Annotated in this window: 15 protein-coding genes; 6 read left to right on the forward strand and 9 right to left on the reverse strand. The window is 74.5% G+C overall.

What is annotated here, in order from left to right; genetic code table 11:
* Window positions 1–155: 155 nt before the first annotated feature.
* Window positions 156–416, forward strand: a complete 261-nt coding sequence (locus E2B92_RS09560) for a hypothetical protein (protein ID WP_126886709.1) — start codon at window positions 156–158, stop codon at window positions 414–416.
* Here E2B92_RS09560 and E2B92_RS09565 read toward each other — a convergent pair.
* Together E2B92_RS09565 and E2B92_RS09570 are read right to left on the reverse strand one after the other, a co-directional pair.
* On the reverse strand, window positions 383–1,015 hold the full coding sequence (locus E2B92_RS09565) for an HAD family hydrolase (protein ID WP_126886710.1): 633 nt from the start codon (window positions 1,013–1,015) through the stop codon (window positions 383–385). The genes E2B92_RS09560 and E2B92_RS09565 overlap by 34 nt on opposite strands.
* A 29-nt stretch (window positions 1,016–1,044) precedes the next feature.
* Window positions 1,045–2,019: a hypothetical protein gene (locus tag E2B92_RS09570; RefSeq protein ID WP_126886711.1), complete on the reverse strand. Its 975-nt coding sequence runs from the start codon at window positions 2,017–2,019 to the stop codon at window positions 1,045–1,047.
* Between the two features lie 42 nt (window positions 2,020–2,061).
* Between E2B92_RS09570 and E2B92_RS09575 the strand changes: the two genes are divergently transcribed.
* Both E2B92_RS09575 and E2B92_RS32635 read left to right on the forward strand, forming a co-directional pair.
* Window positions 2,062–4,788, forward strand: coding sequence for a helicase C-terminal domain-containing protein (locus E2B92_RS09575; protein WP_126886712.1), 2,727 nt, complete (start codon window positions 2,062–2,064; stop codon window positions 4,786–4,788).
* Between the two features lie 341 nt (window positions 4,789–5,129).
* Window positions 5,130–5,291 carry a hypothetical protein gene (locus E2B92_RS32635; protein ID WP_160159743.1) on the forward strand — a complete coding sequence of 54 codons (162 nt, stop codon included), beginning with the start codon at window positions 5,130–5,132 and terminating at the stop codon, window positions 5,289–5,291.
* Between the two features lie 28 nt (window positions 5,292–5,319).
* On the opposite strand, the gene E2B92_RS09580 is transcribed toward E2B92_RS32635, so the two are convergent.
* Window positions 5,320–5,787, reverse strand: a complete 468-nt coding sequence (locus E2B92_RS09580) for a hypothetical protein (RefSeq protein WP_126886713.1) — start codon at window positions 5,785–5,787, stop codon at window positions 5,320–5,322.
* 136 nt (window positions 5,788–5,923) lie between these two features.
* On the opposite strand from E2B92_RS09580, the gene E2B92_RS09585 reads away from it, so the two are divergent.
* The gene (locus E2B92_RS09585; RefSeq protein WP_126886714.1) at window positions 5,924–7,594 is read left to right on the forward strand and encodes a DNA repair helicase XPB; all 1,671 of its coding nucleotides are present in this window, start codon (window positions 5,924–5,926) and stop codon (window positions 7,592–7,594) included.
* Here the strand turns inward: E2B92_RS09585 and E2B92_RS09590 are convergent.
* Window positions 7,581–7,754: a hypothetical protein gene (locus tag E2B92_RS09590; RefSeq protein ID WP_185923633.1), complete on the reverse strand. Its 174-nt coding sequence runs from the start codon at window positions 7,752–7,754 to the stop codon at window positions 7,581–7,583. The genes E2B92_RS09585 and E2B92_RS09590 overlap by 14 nt on opposite strands.
* A 303-nt stretch (window positions 7,755–8,057) precedes the next feature.
* On the opposite strand from E2B92_RS09590, the gene E2B92_RS09595 reads away from it, so the two are divergent.
* Window positions 8,058–10,010 carry a HelD family protein gene (locus tag E2B92_RS09595; protein WP_126886722.1) on the forward strand — a complete coding sequence of 651 codons (1,953 nt, stop codon included), beginning with the start codon at window positions 8,058–8,060 and terminating at the stop codon, window positions 10,008–10,010.
* A gap of 2 nt (window positions 10,011–10,012) precedes the next feature.
* Here the strand turns inward: E2B92_RS09595 and E2B92_RS09600 are convergent, their stop codons facing one another.
* From E2B92_RS09600 to E2B92_RS09615, 5 genes are all read right to left on the reverse strand, one after another.
* On the reverse strand, window positions 10,013–11,080 hold the full coding sequence (locus tag E2B92_RS09600; RefSeq protein ID WP_126886716.1) for a SagB family peptide dehydrogenase: 1,068 nt from the start codon (window positions 11,078–11,080) through the stop codon (window positions 10,013–10,015).
* An 11-nt stretch (window positions 11,081–11,091) separates the two neighbouring features.
* Window positions 11,092–13,248: a TOMM precursor leader peptide-binding protein gene (locus tag E2B92_RS09605; RefSeq protein ID WP_126886717.1), complete on the reverse strand. Its 2,157-nt coding sequence runs from the start codon at window positions 13,246–13,248 to the stop codon at window positions 11,092–11,094.
* Between the two features lie 77 nt (window positions 13,249–13,325).
* The gene (locus E2B92_RS33765) at window positions 13,326–13,451 is read right to left on the reverse strand and encodes a hypothetical protein (protein WP_260604367.1); all 126 of its coding nucleotides are present in this window, start codon (window positions 13,449–13,451) and stop codon (window positions 13,326–13,328) included.
* Between the two features lie 105 nt (window positions 13,452–13,556).
* Window positions 13,557–14,732, reverse strand: a complete 1,176-nt coding sequence (locus E2B92_RS09610; RefSeq protein WP_268825487.1) for an NAD(P)/FAD-dependent oxidoreductase — start codon at window positions 14,730–14,732, stop codon at window positions 13,557–13,559.
* A gap of 150 nt (window positions 14,733–14,882) precedes the next feature.
* A complete protein-coding gene (locus E2B92_RS09615) occupies window positions 14,883–17,138 on the reverse strand; it encodes a heavy metal translocating P-type ATPase (protein WP_126886719.1) in 2,256 nt (751 codons plus the stop codon).
* Between the two features lie 176 nt (window positions 17,139–17,314).
* Here E2B92_RS09615 and E2B92_RS32640 point away from each other — a divergent pair, with 176 nt between their 5' ends.
* Entirely contained in the window at window positions 17,315–18,181 is an 867-nt protein-coding gene (locus E2B92_RS32640; protein ID WP_185923634.1) for a hypothetical protein, read from the forward strand.
* The last annotated feature ends 20 nt before the right edge of the window (window positions 18,182–18,201 follow it).

An 18,201-nucleotide genomic window follows, 5' to 3' on the forward strand; every position in this document is an offset into this window, starting at 1 on the left:
TCTGTCCTCGTCCTCGTACTCGATAAAAAAACTGGCTCTGGATAGCACTACAGCGGGCCGCTCGGGCAGCCCGCCATGACCAAGGCTAATGGTCCAGGGGCCGGTGACAAGACGTCGCCGGTCTGTTCCTCCGGCCAGGGAACTACCCTGGCCGAATGCATAGTGAAACCCCTGCGGGCGGCAGCGCCCCCGGTGACGGTCTCGTCCGGGCGGGTGGGATCGTCTTCATCGTCGGCGCGGTGGCGACCCTGATCACCGTGGCGCCGCTGTTCCTCGGCACCGATCCGTTCCCGCCGGTCGCGTACGCGGTGTGCATGCTGATGGGCGTCGGTTTCCTGATCGCCGGCGCCGGGGTGCTGCGGTCGATCGCCGCCCAGCGCCGTCAGGCCAGGTCGGCGGCCAAGCCCGCACTGTAGGCGTCCCACCAGGCCGGAAAGGCCGTCAGGTCGGGCAGGACCACGTCCGCGCCGGCCGCCCGCAGTTCGTCCGCGCCGCACGGCCCGGTCGGGAGGGACACGGCGAGTGCGCCGGCCGCGCGGGCGCCGCGCACGTCGCCGGTGTGGTCGCCGACGTACACGCTCGCGCCCTGTTCGCGCAGCGCCACCGCCTTCGCCTCGGCCCACAGCCAGCCGATCACCGCGTCCGGTTCGATCCCCAGGTGGTCGAGGTGGAGCTTGGCGTTCGGCTCGTGTTTGGCGGTGACGACGACCGCCCGGCCGCCCGCCGCGCGAACGGCTTGAATCGCACCCTTCGCCCCCGGCATCGCGAGCGTCGGTTCGATGGCGTACGCCGGGTATATCGCGCGGTAGCGGTCGGCGGCCTCCGCGATCCGGTCGGCCGGGAACCAGTGCGCGAGCTCCTGTTCGAGGGGTGGTCCCAGGCGCGTGACGGCCAGGTCGGCATCGATCCGGACACCCGTCTCGGCGGAGAGCGCCCGATAGGTGGCGTGGATGCCGGGGCGCGAGTCGATCAGGGTCATGTCGAGGTCGAAGCCGACCGTCACCGTGGGGACCATGGGGGCATTGTTGCCGACGGAGCCGGGCGTCAGGCGCGGCGGGCGCGCCACAGGAGGTAGAGGGCCGAGGCCAGGGCGGCCGTGCGCAGCGTCCAGGGCCAGGTGGCGCCGAGGGCGGTGGCCAGGGCGTCGCCGCCCGGAGGGATCGGGTCGCCCCAGCGGCCGTCGAGGCGGCCCCACAGCCACACCGCGGCGCCCGCCGCGACGGCGCCCGGCAGGCCGAACACCGCGAGCTTCGCCTCCGTGCGGCTCAGGCGGCGCGAGGCGTACGCGAGGAGCCAGCCGCCGAGCAGCGGGAGCCACGCGCCGAGCACGACGCCGACGACGAGCAGCACGGCGGCGGCCACCAGCATCGGGTGTCCGAGCCGGAGTGCGGGCAGGGCCGGCCGGCGGCGGGCCGGTGCCGCGGACGGGGGCGCGGCCGGAACCTCCGCCGGGGGCTCGGCGGTCTGGGCACCGGCGCCCTCCCGCTCCGCCTCCCCCGGCTTCGGCGGCGGTTTCAGCATGTCGGGAATCTCCACCCCGCCACGGAAGCCGGGCGGCAGGGCGTCGTCCTCGACGCGCCACCACTCGGGCCGGCCGTCCGCCGCGCCCAGGTCGTCCATCCCGGCCAGGTGCGGGCTCTGCGCCGCCAGGACGTCGGGGGCGCCCTCCTCCTCCCGGGGCTCCGGGCGGCGGCGGAACCGCGTGCGCGGCGTGCGCTGCACCGGTACGGCGGGATGCGCGGGAGCCGCCGGGGGCGCCGGGGCCGCGGGGCCGGAGGGGCCCTCACGCGTCCCGCCGTCGCCCGCCGCCGCGCCGACCACCTCGTCGGGCGTGCCGAGGGCGCTGAGAATGCCGCGTACCGCCGCCGGGCTGTCGTCCTTGCCGCGCCGGCTGTCGATCTCGCTGCGCAGCGACGACACGAGCCGCATCCGCGTCTGCGAGGACAGGTGCCGTTGCTGGGCCAGGTCACCGACCCGGCTCAGATAGTCGAAGACAAGCTGGTCGCTCTCGATCCCCACCGTCACGACGTTAGCGCCTGCGCAGGGGCTAACGTGGTCCGGATGGGGACCGGTGAGCTCGATCGGGAGGCGCACGTGGCCGCAGGAACCGAAGGCAATGGCGGTACGGCGGCTCCGCGCACCCTCGCGGAGGCCCTGCGGGCCCGCGGCGACGAGGGCCTGGCCGCACTGCTGCGCGCCCGCCCCGACCTGCTGGTTCCCGTGCCGAGCGACCTCACCCAGCTCGCGACCCGCGCCGGGACCCGCGCCTCCGTCGTCCGCGCCCTGGAGCGGCTCGACCGGTTCGCGCTCCAGACCGCCGAGGCGCTCGCGGTGGCGCCGGACCCGGCCCCGTATCCGGTGCTGCTCGGGCTGATGGCCGGTGACGAGGGCGACGCGGACGTCGAGGCGGCGCTGCCCCGGGCGGTCGGCGCCCTGCGCGAGCAGGCCCTGGTGTGGGGCGACGACGACCGGCTGCGGCTCGTGCGGACCGCCCGCGAACTGCTGGCCCCCTCGCCGCAGCACCCCTCCCCCACCGGGCTCGGCCCCACGGTCGCGGAGGCGACGGCGGGCATGTCGCCCACCCGGCTCCAGGAGATCATCGCGGCGGCCGGGCTGGCCACGACACACGATCCGGTGTCGGCGGTGGCCGCGCTGACGGACCTGTTCACCGACCGTGACCGGATGGGCGCGCTGCTGGACACGGCGCCCGTGGAGGCGCTGGGGGTGCTGGACCGGCTGGTGTGGGGGCCGCCGTACGGGGAGGTGACGCCCGACCCGGCGCCGCCGGTGCGCTGGCTGCGCGACCGGGGCCTGCTGCTCCCGGCGACGGCGCGCACGGTGGTGCTGCCGCGCGAGGTGGCGCTGCACCTGCGCGCCGGGCGTGCGCACCGGGCGCCCGAGCCGGTGCCGCCCGCCGTGGTGGCAGCCCACGAGTACCGTCCACAGGTTGTGGACAGTACGGCGGCGGGCCAGGCGTACACCGCGCTCGCGACCGTGGAGGAGCTGGCCAAGGAGTGGAACGAGGGCGGCCCGGCGGTGCTGCGCGCGGGCGGGCTGTCCGTGCGCGACCTGAAGCGGACGGCCGTGGCGCTGGAGGTGCCCGAGCAGGTCGCGGCGTTCTGGCTGGAGCTGGCGTACGGGGCGGGGCTGATCGCGTCGGACGGGGAGGCGGACGAGCGGTACGCGCCGACGCCCGCGTACGACGAGTGGATCGGCCTGCCGGCCGCCGAGCGGTGGGCGGTGCTGGCCGGGACGTGGCTGGCGGGGACCAGGACGCCGGGCCTGGCCGGCACCCAGGACACCAAGGGGCGCACCCTCGCCGTGCTCGGGCCCGGCCTGGACCGGGGCGCCGCGCCGGAGGTGCGTCACCGGGTGCTGGCGCTGCTGGCGGGGCTCCCGGCCGGGGCGGCCCCGGACCCGGAGACGCTGCTGGCGCGGCTGCGCTGGGAGCGCCCGCTGCGGGGCACCGCGAAGGAGCAGGGCGCCGACCTGCGGGCCAGGCTGGCGAGCTGGACGCTGACGGAGGCGGAGCTGCTGGGCGTGACGGGGCGCGGCGCCCTGGCGGCCCACGGCCGGGCGCTGCTGCCCGGCGCGCCCGCGCCCGGCACCGACCACCCGGTCCCGGCGGACGGGCACACCGCGCACGTCCGCACCGCGCACGGGCAGGACCGGCACGGTCACGACCCGCACGGCGCCGCCCCGCACGGCACGGACCCGCACGGCGCGGACCTGCACGGCGCGGCGGGGCACGGCGCGCCCCGCCCGGAGCCGGCCCACGCCCCCGGCGCCGTCCCGGACGCCGACGCGTTCAACGGGCGCCGCCCGGCCCACGCCGCCGTCGCCGCCCACGGGGGCGCCGCCGCGCTCCTCGCGCCGCTGCTGCCCGAGCCGGTCGACCACGTGCTGCTCCAGGCGGACCTCACGGCCGTCGCCCCCGGCCCCCTCCAGCGGCCGCTCGCCGACACGCTGGCCGTGCTGGCGGACGTCGAGTCCAAGGGCGGCGCCACCGTGTACCGCTTCACGCCCGCCTCGGTGCGCCGCGCCCTGGACGCCGGGCAGGCGGCGGCGGACCTGCACGCCTTCCTGGCGGCCCACTCCCGCACGCCCGTTCCGCAGCCGCTCGCGTACCTCATCGACGACGTCGCCCGGAAGCACGGCCACCTCCGGGTGGGCGCCGCCTCCGCCTACGTACGCTGCGACGACGACTCCGTGCTGGGCGAGATCCTCGCCGACAAGCGGTCGGCCGCCCTGCGGCTGCGCCGCCTCGCGCCCACCGTGCTGGCCGCCCAGGCGGACCCGGCCGCGCTGCTGGAGGGCCTGCGGTCCATGGGCTTCGCCCCGGCGGCCGAGTCGGCGGAGGGGGACGTACTGATCACCAGGGCGCACGCCTACCGCACCCCGGCGCGCACGGCGCCCGCGCCGGTGCCGGAGGGCCCGCCCGAGCCGGACGCCACCCTGCTGGGCGCCGCCGTGAAGGCGATCCGCGCCGGGGACCTGGCCTCCACGGTCGTCCGCAAGGAGGAGCCGGCCGGGGGCGCGCCCGACGGCGCGCCGCCCCGCACCTCCGCCGCCGAGACCCTCGCCACCGTCCAGGCCGCAGCCATGACCGGCTCGGTCCTGTGGATCGGCTACGTCAACGCCGAGGGCACCGCCAGCCAGCGCGTCATCGCGCCGGTCCGGGTGGAGGGCGGCTTCGTCACGGCGTACGACCACACGGCGGACGAGGTCCGCACCTACCCGCTGCACCGCATCACGGGCGTCGCGGAACTGGCGGACGACCCGACCTGACCCGTTCCGGGGCCGATCATGCGTACGGGCGGCGGATTTCCCGCCGGTGAGTGACCACAACCCCACCCCCGGGGGACCTTCCGCATTCCCCCGGCGTGGCGCGGGCAGCCACGAGGCGTCCCGAACGGCACCACACGAAAGGTCGTCCCATGCGCCGAGTCGCCACCGTCCTCCTCACCACCGCCGCGGTCCTGTCCGCCCTCACCACACAAGCGGCCGCCGTCGGCATCGACCTCGCGAGCGCCATCGCCTTCTGACCGCCCGCACCGTCCGTGACGGGGCCCGCACCGCCACGGACGGTGCGGGCCCGTCCCGCCCCGCCGCACGCGAGAGGAACCGAGATGAGCCGACGTATCGCCCTGCTGCTGACCGGCGCCACCCTGCTGTTCACCGCTCTCGCCACCCCGGCCGCGGCCTCCGTGCTGCCGCCGATCGGCCCGGTCAGCGGGCCGCTGACCGACATCCAGGTCGAGGGCCCGATGTTCACCAGCCCCCTGATCTGAGCGGGTCGGCCGCTCCTGACCTCACCGGTCACGCACGGACGTGGCCGGTGAGCACCATCACGATCGCCACGGCCCACGTCACCGCCGTCAGCAGTCGCTCGTAGAGCAGGATCAGCAGGCAGGCCGCCGCGCCCATGGCGACGCGCCTCCCCCGCCCGCTGTGCCGCCGGTCGGCGAACCAGCTCCGGGCGAGAATCGCGAGCGGCGCGAGGTATCCGGCCAGCCACACCGGCGGCACCCCCGCCTCGCGCAGCGGGGCGGAGCAGACCACCAGCAGGACCAGCCCCAGCGCCGTCGCGACGAGCGGCGGCACCCACCAGCGCTCGTCGTACGGGGAGGGCGGCGACGGCACCGGCGGACGGGCAGGCAGCAGGTGCGGCGGGAACGGGTCCGGCCGGTTCCGCTTGCCGCCGTTCCGCAGGGCGCCGCCCCGCAGGGCGCTGTTCCGGGTGCCGCTCTGCCGCGTGCCGCTGCGCCGCGTGGTGCTGTTCCGCATGCCCCCACTCCACCGCTCCGCCCCCTCCCGGCCCCACTGTGCTGCTACTCATTCGCCGCGGCCCGGCTACTTACTCCGCCGATGCGCGACACTGGATGTTTGGCCACAGTCCCAGGCCGCCAGGAAAGGGTGAGGCGTGAACGGACCGCTGATCGTCCAGAGCGACAAGACACTCCTGCTCGAAGTCGACCACGAGCAGGCCGACGCCTGCCGGCGCGCCATCGCTCCCTTCGCGGAGCTGGAGCGCGCGCCCGAGCACATCCACACCTACCGGGTGACCCCGCTGGGCCTGTGGAACGCCCGGGCGGCCGGGCACGACGCCGAGCAGGTGGTCGACGCGCTCGTCGAGTTCTCCCGCTACCCGGTGCCGCACGCGCTGCTGGTGGACGTCGCCGAGACGATGGCCCGCTACGGGCGGCTCACGCTCAGCAAGCACCCCGCGCACGGGCTGGTCCTGACGACCACCGACCGGCCCGTCCTGGAGGAGGTCCTCCGCTCCAAGAAGGTGCAGCCGCTCGTCGGGGCCCGCGTGGACCCCGACACGGTCGTCGTGCACCCCTCCGAGCGCGGCCAGATCAAGCAGACGCTGCTCAAGCTGGGCTGGCCGGCCGAGGACCTCGCCGGGTACGTCGACGGCGAGGCCCACCGGATCGACCTGGCCGAGGACGGCTGGGCGCTGCGCCCGTACCAGAAGCAGGCCGTCGAGGGCTTCTGGCACGGCGGTTCGGGCGTCGTCGTGCTGCCCTGCGGCGCGGGCAAGACGCTCGTCGGGGCCGGGGCCATGGCGCAGGCCAAGGCGACCACGCTGATCCTGGTCACCAACACCGTCTCGGCCCGCCAGTGGAAGCACGAGCTGGTGAAGCGGACGTCCCTCACCGAGGACGAGATCGGCGAGTACAGCGGGACGAAGAAGGAGATCCGCCCGGTCACCATCGCCACGTACCAGGTGCTGACGACCAAGCGGAAGGGCGTCTATCCGCACCTGGAGCTGTTCGACTCCCGCGACTGGGGGCTGATCGTCTACGACGAGGTGCACCTGCTGCCGGCGCCCGTGTTCAAGTTCACCGCCGACCTCCAGGCCCGGCGGCGCCTGGGCCTGACCGCGACGCTGGTGCGCGAGGACGGCCGCGAGTCGGACGTCTTCTCGCTGATCGGGCCGAAGCGGTGCGACGCGCCGTGGAAGGAGATCGAGGCGCAGGGCTACATCGCGCCCGCCGACTGCGTCGAGGTGCGCGTCAATCTGACCGAGTCCGAGCGGCTCGCGTACGCGACCGCCGAGACCGAGGAGAAGTACCGCTTCTGCGCGACGACCGCGACCAAGCAGAAGGTCGCCGAGGCCCTGGTACGGAAGTTCGCCGGCCAGCAGATCCTGGTGATCGGGCAGTACATCGACCAGCTCGACGAGCTGGGCGAGCACCTGGACGCGCCGGTGATCAAGGGTGAGACGCCCAACGCGCAGCGGGAGAAGCTCTTCGACGCCTTCCGCAACGGGGAGATCAGCGTCCTCGTCGTCTCCAAGGTGGCGAACTTCTCCATCGACCTGCCCGAGGCGACGGTCGCCATCCAGGTGTCCGGCACCTTCGGCTCGCGGCAGGAGGAGGCCCAGCGCCTCGGCCGGGTCCTGCGCCCGAAGGCGGACGGGCACCAGGCGCACTTCTACTCGGTGGTCGCCCGGGACACGATCGACCAGGACTTCGCGGCGCACCGCCAGCGGTTCCTGGCCGAGCAGGGGTACGCGTACCGGATCGTCGACGCGGACGAGCTGCTCTCGTCCAGGGACGCCGACCCGGACCTCAGCGGCGCCTGACGCCGGCTTCCTCCCCGTACTCGCCGAGGACGGCCACGCCGAACGCCGCTTCGGCGAACACCTTGATCGCCCTGAGGGCGTTGCCGAGGCGGTGGGCGGGGTGCCGGGTCGTCCCGAGGGCGGTGGCGCCCGAGGGGTTGTGGAGGGTGGCTGTGGTCATGTCTCCATGATGGATCGGCGTATGTGGGCGGTACATCGGTCCGCAGACCGAACCCCGGTGCCGTCCGCGTACGACTCCAGGCATACGGCGTCCCCTACGGGTCGGATATTCGGTGGCCCTGCCGGAGACGCCCTGGCTAGAATCGCCCGCCTTGCCCGCCTCCCGTCGTGGAGCGCCGCCCTCCGGTCGGTAACCGGTCGGCCCCGCCGTCACTCCCGTACGACCCACGGAGGCTTCGCCGTGCCCGATCCGCTCTCGTCCGAGCGCGCCCACCTCGCCGCCTCGCGCGCCGCGCTGCGCGCCATGCGCGAGGACGTCCAGGCCCTCGACATCCGCGACGTCACCGCGAACTGGGTCAACGCGGCCGTGCTGTCGTCGCAGATCGAGGAGCGCATCAAGGCGCTCGCCGACCTCTCCCACACGCCGCTGTTCTTCGGGCGGCTGGATTACCTGCACACCACGCAGGAGGGGCAGAGCTTCTACATCGGGCGGCGCCACGTCCACGACGCGGACGGCGACCCCATGGTCGTCGACTGGCGCGCCCCCGTCTCGCAGCCGTTCTACCGGGCGTCGAAGAAGGACCCCCAGGACGTCGCCCTGCGGCGCCGGTTCGGGTACACGGGCGGCGAGCTCACGGCGTACGAGGACGAGCACCTGTCCGACCCGGCGGAGGCGGAGAAGGCGTCCAGGCTGCTCCAGGCGGAGATCGAACGGCCCCGTGTCGGCCCGATGCGGGACATCGTGGCGACGATCCAGCCCGAGCAGGACGAGATCGTCCGCAGCGGCCTGTCCGGCTCGGTGTGCGTGCAGGGCGGCCCGGGCACCGGCAAGACGGCGGTGGGCCTGCACCGGGTGGCGTACCTCCTGTACGCGCACCGGGAGCGGCTGGCCCGCACCGGGACGCTGGTCATCGGGCCGAACCGGTCCTTCCTCCACTACATCGAGCAGGTGCTGCCCGCGCTGGGCGAGCTGGAGGTGAAGCAGGCGACGGTCGACGACCTGGTCGCGCACGTCGAGGTGCGGGGCACCGACGACGCGGCGGCGGCCGTGGTCAAGGGCGACGCCCGGATGGCCGAGGTGCTGCGGCGGGCGGTGCGGTCCCACGTGACGCCGCCGACGGAGCCGCTGATGGTGGTGCGCGGGTCGCGGCGCTGGCGGGTGCCCGCGTACGAACTCGAGGAGATCGTCGCCGAGTTGCTCGACCGGGACATCCGGTACGGCGCGGCGCGCGAGGCCCTGCCGCAGCGGATCGCGCACGCGGTGCTGGTCCGCATGGAGCAGGCGGGTGAGGCGCCGGACGACCGGGTGCAGGACGCGGTGGCCCGCAACGCGGCGGTCAAGGCGGTGGTCAGGGCGGTGTGGCCGGCCGTCGACCCGGCGAAGCTGGTGCTGCGGCTGCTGTCGGACGCGGACTTCCTGGCGGAGCACGCGCGGGGGCTGCTCGACGAGGACGAGCGGAAGGCGATCCTGTGGACCAGGCCGCCGCGCTCGGTGAGGTCGGCGAAGTGGTCGGCGGCGGACGCGGTGCTGATCGACGAGGCGGCCGACCTGGTGGAGCGCACGCCGTCGCTGGGCCATGTGGTCCTGGACGAGGCGCAGGACCTGTCGCCCATGCAGTACCGGGCGGTGGGGCGGCGCTGCTCGACGGGTTCGGCGACCGTGCTGGGCGACCTGGCGCAGGGCACCACCCCGTGGGCGACGGCGAGCTGGGCGGAGGCGCTGGCGCACCTGGGCAAGCCGGACGCGGTGGTGGAGGAGCTGACGGCCGGTTTCCGCGTGCCGCGCGAGGTGATCGCGTACGCGTCCCGGCTGCTGCCGCACATGTCGCCGGGGCTGGCGGAGGTGCGCTCGGTGCGGGAGTCGCCGGGCTCGCTGGAGATCGTGGCGTGCCCGGCGAAGGAGCTGGCCGCGTCGGTGGTGGCGGCGTGCCGCGCCTCGCTGCGGCACGAGGGCTCGATCGGCCTGATCGCGGCGGACGCGCGCATCGCCGTCCTGGAGGAGGCGCTGCGGGAGGCGGGCCTGCCCTGGCTGTCGCCGGGCGAGGAGACGACGGCCGCCTCCCGCCTGACCCTGGTGCCCGCCTCGCTGGCGAAGGGCCTGGAGTACGACTACGTGGTGCTGGACGAGCCGGCGGCCGTCGTGGACGGCGAACCCGACGAGCGCACCGGCCTGCGGCGGCTGTACGTGGCCCTGACGAGGGCGGTGTCGGGCCTGACGGTCGTGCACGCGGCGCCGCTGCCGCGCCAGTTGACCTGACCTCATGGGTCCGGCATGAGCGGGATCACGGCGGGCGGCGGGTCCGCGCCGGGCAACCCGAGCGCCAGTCCCCCGACGTGCATCAGACGGTCGCGGTACGGGGCGAGGAACGGGGCGCTCAGTGAGGCGTCGACGGCCCCCACCGGGCAGGCGGCCAGCCCAAGGTCGGTGGCGGTCAGGCACAGCGTCTGCAGGAGGCATCCGGTGTCGCGGTAGATCAGTGCGAGCACCAGGCGGGAGTACTTCCAGGCGGTGCGCTCCGCGCACGAGGTGAGGTAGAGGCTGATGGGCGGCGGCGCGTCCATCCCGGTGGGCGCGACGACGAACCGTTGCTGAAGCGCGGTCAGGCCGTCGTCCCAGGGCGCCAGTCGGTCGAGTACGTGGCCGAAGGGGTCGTAGTGGTAGGCGCCCGGTTCGAGGCCGTCCACGTCCCGGGCCAGGACGTGGATCTCCAGGCTGTGGCGTGCGCCGCCCGACGGGGTGGGTCGCTGGGTCTGCTGGTACGCGAGCGGCGGCAGGTGGCCGCGGACCCGGGCGGCGCGTTCGAGGAACGCGGCCAGGCTGCTGAGGGGTACGGGGTGTGGGGCGTAACCGCGGATGGTGCGGCGCTCGGCGAGCACGGTGGCCAGGGGGCGGCTGTCCGCGCCACCGGCTCCCGGCAGCGGAATGGTGGCGGTGGCCTCGCCGTGACGGAGGCGAGCGGGCGGTGAGGCGCCGAGGTCCCGCCCGGTGAGGCCGGCGCTGCCCGCCTGCCGGTGGACGGCCAGTTCGTACGGGCTCCACCCGTCGGCGGCCTCGTCCTTGTCGTCGGGCGGGCAGTGCCGGACGATGCCGGCGTCGGCCAGCTTCTCCAGCAGCGCGGCCACGGGGCCGGGGCCGGGTGACTCGTCCCAGAGGCCGTGCAGGTCCTCGGCCGTGCGGGGCCGGTCGAGGAGGGCGAGGAGGGCGAGGAGGCTCGGCCGGGCGCTGAAGACCCGCCACTGGCGGCAGTCGCGCAGGACCATGCCGGAGTCGGCTCCCCATTCGGGGATCAGATCCGGATTGCGGCGGTAGTACCGGCGATCGCTCATGGGCGGGCTCCTCAGAGAAAGGGGTGCGGCATGGTGTTGAGCTCCTCCTCCGAGAGCGGGGTGGTGCGCGCCCCCATCGCGACGGGCGCCTGGAAGACACGGGGGCCGCCGCGCCGGTGGAAGTCCCGGCGCAGCGTGATGGGGCACAGGCCCGGCACGATCGTCCGCACGACCGACACCCCGCATTCGTGCACGTCGATGGGGGTGATGTCGACGGTGATGGCCTCGTGGCCGGCGGCGGTCAACCGCTCGACGGCTTCGGTGAGGTCGGCATGTGCGGGCCGTCCGCCGGCCCTGGGCGTGGGCAGTGGGCGCAGGGGGCCGTCCTCCATGAACCGCAGATGGTCCAGGCGTTCGGGGGCGCAGTAGTAGCGGCCGAAGTCCATGACGGTACGCAGGTCCTGGTCCCATTCGGGAACGCCCTCCGTCTGGAGCATCGTCTCGACCGAGTCCAGGCACAGACACGCCTCTTCCAGGGCGCCCTGAACGGCTTCGTGCGGGTCGAGGGCGGCGCGGGCCGCGTGGGTGACGACCGGCCGGGCAGTGGTGCCCGTGATCACCTGCACCCCGACCACGGGAATGCCCAGGTCGGTGGTGAGGTCTTTGCACAGGACGCGGGCGCCGGTGGCGGTCAGCCGCCCGGCCATCTCGCGGGCCGGGCCGTCGGGAAGGAGGGACAGGTCCAGAGTGGGGAGGGTGAGCCGGTTGGACCAGAAGATGACGGCCGCGTCCCGTTCCACCAGTTCCAGCAGTGCGCCCAGGGCGGCGTGGGCGGCGTCGCGTCCGGCGGCCAGGCCGTTGGAGATGGCGTCGTACCAGGGCTTGTGGCCGCGTGGGAAGCGGTAGGGCAGATAGACGGCGCAGGCGGGTACGTAGCGCGGGCGCCCGGTCGTCAGCGAGACGCCCCGGACCCAGTCGATCTCGGCGTCCGGTTCGAACGGGCCGTAGCGGGGCAGGCGCGCGTACTCCGCGGCCGAACCGAGGGGCAGAGTCCGGGGGTCGACGGCATCCCCACCGAGCGCGGCTAGGGTGGAGCGCACCAGCCGCGCCGGGTCGTAGACCCCGGCGGCGTAGCGCTCCATGGTCTCCCCCAGGGCGCACACCCGGGCGGTGTCGGGGTCCCACTTGTTCGCGGCGCCCTGCGGTTCGGCCTTGACGGGAGAGAACCAGGTCGTCGTCGGCATTCCGGTCGTGTACGCGCTCGTGGTGGCGCCCGCCCGGTCGGCCTCACGCACGAGCATCCCGGCCACCAGCCCGGTCAGCGGGTCGACGGCATGGCGCATGCGCTCCCAGTCGGTGCCGCTGTCGCGCTCGGGCGCGGCTTCGGGGCGTGCGTCGCCGCGGGGCGCGGGGCGGACACCGGCGGGGCAGCCGGGGCAGTGGGGCGTGTGCAGCAGCCGGTGCCGCGTACGCTCCAGCGACGCGTGGTCCAGCTCCACCAGGCACGGGGGGTCCTGAGCGGAGGGGCCGGACAGGGCCCTGAGGACTTCGTGGGCGAGCGTGCCGGCGGCGACGGCCGTGGTGGGCCAGGTGTCGCTGTCCGCCGCGCCGAGGAGGACGTCCAGCGGCAGGTCGGCGATCGCCTGCCAGGTGTGGTTGGCGCGAAGGCGCCGCACCAGGCACACGGGGCACGCGGTGGCCGGGGGCTCCAGCCTGGCGAGCAACAGCCGGGCGGGGGTGCTGAGATACACCACCACCGGGCTGCCGGTCTCGCTCGACCAGTGGGCCCAGCCCGCGAGCTCGGCCTCGTCGGACGACAGCGGCACCAGTGCGGCATGCGCGGCGGTGGCGCCGCAGACCGTGCCGTCCTGCGCCTGCACCCCTGCGGCCACGAGCAGCGCACGGACGGCATCCCGCACAGGGCCGTGCCCGGCGAGCAGCACGGTGCCGTCGGCCACTCCGTACAGCGGATGGGCCGGCGTAGGGCCGCGCTCGGAGAGCAACCCGCGCCGCCGCAGCCCCGTCACGGCCCCTTCAGGCAGGGCTTCCAGGTCCACGGGGCCGCCCGCACCGACGATTTGGCCCGGGGAGGTCCCGCGCAGCCGCAGAGTGCCGGTGCTGGCACAGACGTACAACAGGCCCGATCGCGCGAGGAGGCGGACGTCGGGCCTGGGGGCGAGGGGAGGAGCGGCGGAGCCGGACGACGTCTGGCTCGACTGGGCGTTCATGGCGGCTCACCTTCGGCAGGGTGGGACGGCGAGTGGCACGTGCCCCGCCCCCGGGGGGCGGGGCACCTGTCGATCGACTAGTCGGTCTTCTCTTCCCCGTCCGGCACCGCCGGGTGACTGCAGGTGCAGTGACATGCGAGAGCGACCTCGGGCTCCGGGACGGCCATTTCCTCGAACATGTCCTTGATGTCTTCCATCGCCATGCCTCCTTCGTGGAAGGTTGTGCACGCCGGGCCTCGGAGCCCGGGACGCGCATCCGCCGGACAGACGATTCCCCCCGCCCAGCACCTGAATACGGCGTGGCGTGGTTACGCCATTCGGGGGACCTCATTCTGCTTTTCGGTGGCCCCCGAAAGCGTGCGCAAAAACGCCTCCCGGAACCGAGGATCGTCCTGCACCGCCCGAAGTCCGGCCATGACCTGCTCGGACTCGGCCAGCCGTGCGTGCAGCAGGTTCTCCTCGTAGGGGGCGGCGAACCGGCTCTCCAGCGCGGCGGCGTACCGCCCCAGCGCCGCCGCCGACCGCTCCCGGTCCCCCAGGGCGTCACCGAGGCACGTGCCGAGAAGTGCCGCCTGCTCGAAGGAGTCGGCGATCCCCTGCGCGCCCATGGGGTCCTTGTGGAGCACGGCGTCACCGACCAGCGCCCAGCCCTCTCCGTACGGTCTGCGGAAGAAGTTGGGCAGGTCCCCGCAGCAGTAGAGGCGGTCCTCCCGCCGCGCACCGGCGGCCACCGCGTCGCGGAGCTCCGGTGAAGCCCGTGCGAGCAGGTCCAGGTACAGCCGGTCCCGCTCCGCGCGCTCCCCGGTCGGGTGGCCGACGGGCAACTGCACGTTGATCAGCGTCAGTCCGTCGTGCGTCGGAATCGCGGCCCCGCCGAGGCCCGCGCCGAGGAACAGCCTCAGCGACGCGCCCTCCACGCCGCTCCAGTACGTGTACCAGGCCCGCGTGAGTCTGCCGTCCCACCGCGTGTAGGGGGCTCCGACCAGGCGCGCCACCGTCGAATGGCGCCCGTCCGCGCCGATGACCAGGCGGGCCCGCTCGACGGTCATGCGCCCGCCGGCTGCCCGGCAGGTCACGCCGGCGACCGCGCCGTCCTCCCGGTGGAGCCCGGTGACGGAGACGCCCGGGCGGAATTCTGCACCGGCCCGGACCGCGGCCCGGGCCAGAACCTCGTCCAGTGCGTACCGCCGCGGTGCGCAGACCATCCGCGCGTCCCCTTCGGCCGGGACGGACCCTTCCACCCGTATCCCGGGAGCCGAGAACGACAGCTCCGTCAGCGGCGGGCAGCCGGTGGCCAGGACGTCCTTCAGCAGGCCCCACCGCGCCAGCAATTCCATGCCACGCAGATGAATGAGCAACGTGGACAATGTGTCACGAGGGAATTCGGCCCGTTCCAGCATGAGTACGCGATATCCGTGCCGTGCCAGCAGCATGGCTGTGGTGGCTCCTGCGCACCGGGCACCCACGATCGCCACATCGAACATGTCCACCCCGAAAAGGAAGAACGGCAAGGCAAGAGGGTGGGCCGGGCGATTTCGCGTGCAGTGCCGCCCCCTCTTGCCTTATGCGTCGTCCGACCGGCGCGGAATCCGCCGTCGTCACGGCTGGCAATGATTCGCCAGCCGCCGGGCCGCCTACGCCGCCGGCTTGAAGCCGCGCAGGCGCAGGCTGTTGCCGACCACGAAGACCGACGAGAACGCCATCGCGGCGCCCGCGATCATCGGGTTGAGCAGACCGGCCGCGGCGAGCGGCAGGGCGGCGACGTTGTAGGCGAAGGCCCAGAAGAGGTTGCCCTTGATGGTGGCCAGGGTGCGGCGCGAGAGGCGGATGGCGTCGGCGGCGGCCCGCAGGTCACCGCGTACGAGCGTCAGGTCGCCCGCCTCGATGGCGGCGTCCGTGCCGGTGCCCATGGCCAGGCCGAGGTCGGCCTGGGCGAGCGCGGCGGCGTCGTTGACGCCGTCGCCGACCATGGCGACCGAGCGGCCCTCGGCCTGGAGGCGCTTGACGACGTCGACCTTGTCCTCGGGCATGACCTCCGCGAACACCTGGTCGATGCCGACCTCGGCGGCGACGGCGTCGGCGACGGCGCGGTTGTCGCCGGTCAGCAGGATCGGCGTGAGGCCCAGGGCACGCAGGCGCCGGATCGCCTCGGCGCTGGTGTCCTTGACCGCGTCGGCGACCTCCAGGACCGCGCGGGCCTCGCCGTCCCAGGCGACGGTGATGGCGGTGCGGCCCGCCGCCTCCGCCTCGTGCTTGGCGCGCTCCAGACCGGCCGGCAGCGCGATGGCCCAGTCGGCCAGCAGCTTCTCGCGGCCGACCAGTACCGCGTGGCCCTCGACGACGCCCTGGACGCCGAGGCCCGTGACGTTGGCGAAGTCCTCGGGGGTGGGCAGGGCGCCGAGCTTCTCCATGGCGCCGGTGGCGACCGCCCGGGCGATGGGGTGCTCGGAGGCGTGCTCCAGGGCGCCCGCCAGGCGCAGCACCTCGGCCTCGTCGGTGCCGTCGGCGGTGTGGACGCCGAGCAGGGTCATCCTGCCGGTGGTGACGGTGCCGGTCTTGTCGAGGACGATGGTGTCGGCCCTGCGGGTGTTCTCCAGGACCTCGGGGCCCTTGATGAGGATGCCGAGCTGCGCCCCGCGTCCGGTGCCGACCATGAGGGCGGTCGGGGTGGCGAGGCCCAGGGCGCACGGGCAGGCGATGATCAGTACGGCGACGGCGGCGGTGAACGCGGCGGTGAGGCCGGAACCGTTGCCGAGCCAGAAGCCGAGCGTGGCGAGGGCCAGGCCGATGACGACGGGGACGAAGACGGCGGAGATCCGGTCGGCCAGGCGCTGCGCGGCGGCCTTGCCGTTCTGCGCGTCCTCCACGAGCCTGGCCATCCGGGCCAGTTGGGTGTCGGCGCCGACACGGGTGGCCTCGACGACCAGCCGGCCGCCGGCGTTGAGGGTGGCACCCGTGACGGGGTCGCCGACGCCCACCTCGACCGGCACGGACTCGCCCGTGAGCATGGAGGCGTCCACGGCGGACGAGCCTTCGACGACCGTGCCGTCGGTGGCGATCTTCTCGCCCGGCCGGACCAGGAAGCGGTCGCCGGCACGCAGGTCCGCCACGGGGACGGAGGTCTCCCGGCCGTCGCGCAGGACGGTGACGTCCTTCGCGCCCAGTTCCAGCAGGGCCCTCAGGGCCGCGCCCGCCTTGCGCTTGGAGCGGGCCTCGAAGTAGCGCCCGGCGAGGATGAACGCGGTGACGCCGGCGGCGGCCTCCAGGTAGATGTTCCCGGCGCCGTCGCTGCGGGCGATGGTCAGCTCGAAGGGGTGGGTCATGCCGGGCTCGCCGGCCGAGCCGAAGAACAGCGCCCACAGCGACCACAGGAACGCGGCCGACGTGCCGATCGAGATGAGCGTGTCCATCGTCGCGGCGCCGTGCCGCGCGTTGGTCCAGGCGGCGCGGTGGAAGGGCCAGGCGGCGTAGGTGACGACCGGCGCGGCGAGGGTGAGGGAGAGCCACTGCCAGTACTCGATCTGGAGCGCCGGGACCATGGCCATGGCGACAACGGGTACGGAGAGGACGACGGCGGTGATCAGGCGCTGCCGCAGCGGCCGCAGCTCGTCGGTCCGCTCCTCCTCGTCGGGGGCCTCGGGGGCGGGGGGCTCCGGCTCCCGGGCCGTGTAGCCGGTCGCTTCGACGGTGGCGATGAGGTCGGCCACGGCCACGCCGCCGGCGTACGCCACCTTCGCCTTCTCGGTGGCGTAGTTGACGGTCGCGGTGACGCCGTCCATGCGGTTGAGCTTCTTCTCGATCCGGGCCGCGCACGAGGCGCAGGTCATGCCGCCGATGGCGAGCTCGACCTCGGCGGTGGGGCCGGGTGTCGTCGTCGTGGGGGTGCTCATGCGTACTGCTCCTCGCCGATTGATACCCCGACAGGGTATGCCCTTCCGATGGGGTCATGTATACCCCCCAGGGGTATCGCGAGGCAAGCGATCACCCCTCTTGACTTGATACCCCCCGGGGGTATGGTGAACGCACATCGGACACGCCTTGCCAGGGAGCCGCCATGAACACCGGCATGAACACCGGCCTGAAGATCACCGCTTTCGCCGCCGCCCTCGCGGCTACCTTCGGCACGGCGTACGGGGTGGGCCGGGGCGTCGGCCCCGTCGTCGCGGCGCAGGAGCGCCCGGCCCCGGCCCACGGCGACCACCGCGACCGGGCCGCACCGGCCGCCCCCGGCGCCTCCACCGTGCCCGGGGGGCTCCAGGTCTCCGCGGGCGGCCACACCCTCGCCCTCCGGCCGTCGGCCCTCACGGCGGGACGGCCCGGCCTGCTGCGGTTCACCGTCACGGACGCGCACGGCCGCGCCGTCACGGCGTACGAGCGGGAGCACGGCAAGGAGCTGCACCTCGTCCTCGCCTCGCGCGACCTGACCGTGTACCGGCACCTGCACCCCGTGCGGGGGACCGACGGCACCTGGTCCACGCCGGTCGAGCTGCCAGCGGCCGGTGACTACCGGGCGTTCGCCGGCTTCACGCCCGCGGGCGGGCAGGCCCTGACGCTCGGGGCGGACCTCGCCGTGGCGGGGGCGTACCGCCCGGCCGCCCTGCCCGCGCCGAGCCGGGTCGCGGAGGTGGACGGCTACCGCGTCGAGCTCGCCGGGACACCCGAACCGGGGCGGGCGGGCGCGCTGACGGTCCGTATCAGCCGGAACGGCAGGCCGGTCACCGACCTGGAGCCGTACCTCGGGGCGTACGGCCACCTCGTGGCGCTGCGCGCCGGCGACCTCGCCCACCTGCACGTCCACCCGCACGAGGGCCCGGCCGGGCCGGAGGTGTCGTTCACCGCGACGGCGCCGAGCGCGGGCGCGTACCGGCTGTTCCTGGACTTCCGGCACGAGGGGAAGGTGCGTACGGCTGCCTTCACCGTGCACGCGCACTAGGCTGGCCAATGGACTAGACC

Source organism: Streptomyces sp. WAC05374, assembly GCF_004353505.1.
Lineage (GTDB): Bacteria > Actinomycetota > Actinomycetes > Streptomycetales > Streptomycetaceae > Streptomyces.

What these genes read in the sequence shown, in the direction of transcription:
- E2B92_RS09575 (WP_126886712.1), top strand. Translation starts at nt 2,062, where the DNA reads ATGGGGACCGGTGAGCTCGATCGGGAGGCGCACGTGGCCGCAGGAACC.
- E2B92_RS32635 (WP_160159743.1), top strand. Translation starts at nt 5,130, where the DNA reads ATGAGCCGACGTATCGCCCTGCTGCTGACCGGCGCCACCCTGCTGTTC.
- E2B92_RS09605 (WP_126886717.1), bottom strand. Translation starts at nt 13,248, where the DNA reads ATGAACGCCCAGTCGAGCCAGACGTCGTCCGGCTCCGCCGCTCCTCCC.
- E2B92_RS09615 (WP_126886719.1), bottom strand. Translation starts at nt 17,138, where the DNA reads ATGAGCACCCCCACGACGACGACACCCGGCCCCACCGCCGAGGTCGAG.
- E2B92_RS09600 (WP_126886716.1), bottom strand. Translation starts at nt 11,080, where the DNA reads ATGAGCGATCGCCGGTACTACCGCCGCAATCCGGATCTGATCCCCGAA.
- E2B92_RS09610 (WP_268825487.1), bottom strand. Translation starts at nt 14,732, where the DNA reads ATGTTCGATGTGGCGATCGTGGGTGCCCGGTGCGCAGGAGCCACCACA.
- E2B92_RS09595 (WP_126886722.1), top strand. Translation starts at nt 8,058, where the DNA reads ATGCGCGAGGACGTCCAGGCCCTCGACATCCGCGACGTCACCGCGAAC.
- E2B92_RS09560 (WP_126886709.1), top strand. Translation starts at nt 156, where the DNA reads ATGCATAGTGAAACCCCTGCGGGCGGCAGCGCCCCCGGTGACGGTCTC.
- E2B92_RS09590 (WP_185923633.1), bottom strand. Translation starts at nt 7,754, where the DNA reads ATGACCACAGCCACCCTCCACAACCCCTCGGGCGCCACCGCCCTCGGG.
- E2B92_RS32640 (WP_185923634.1), top strand. Translation starts at nt 17,315, where the DNA reads ATGAACACCGGCCTGAAGATCACCGCTTTCGCCGCCGCCCTCGCGGCT.
- E2B92_RS09565 (WP_126886710.1), bottom strand. Translation starts at nt 1,015, where the DNA reads ATGGTCCCCACGGTGACGGTCGGCTTCGACCTCGACATGACCCTGATC.
- E2B92_RS09580 (WP_126886713.1), bottom strand. Translation starts at nt 5,787, where the DNA reads ATGCGGAACAGCACCACGCGGCGCAGCGGCACGCGGCAGAGCGGCACC.
- E2B92_RS33765 (WP_260604367.1), bottom strand. Translation starts at nt 13,451, where the DNA reads ATGGCGATGGAAGACATCAAGGACATGTTCGAGGAAATGGCCGTCCCG.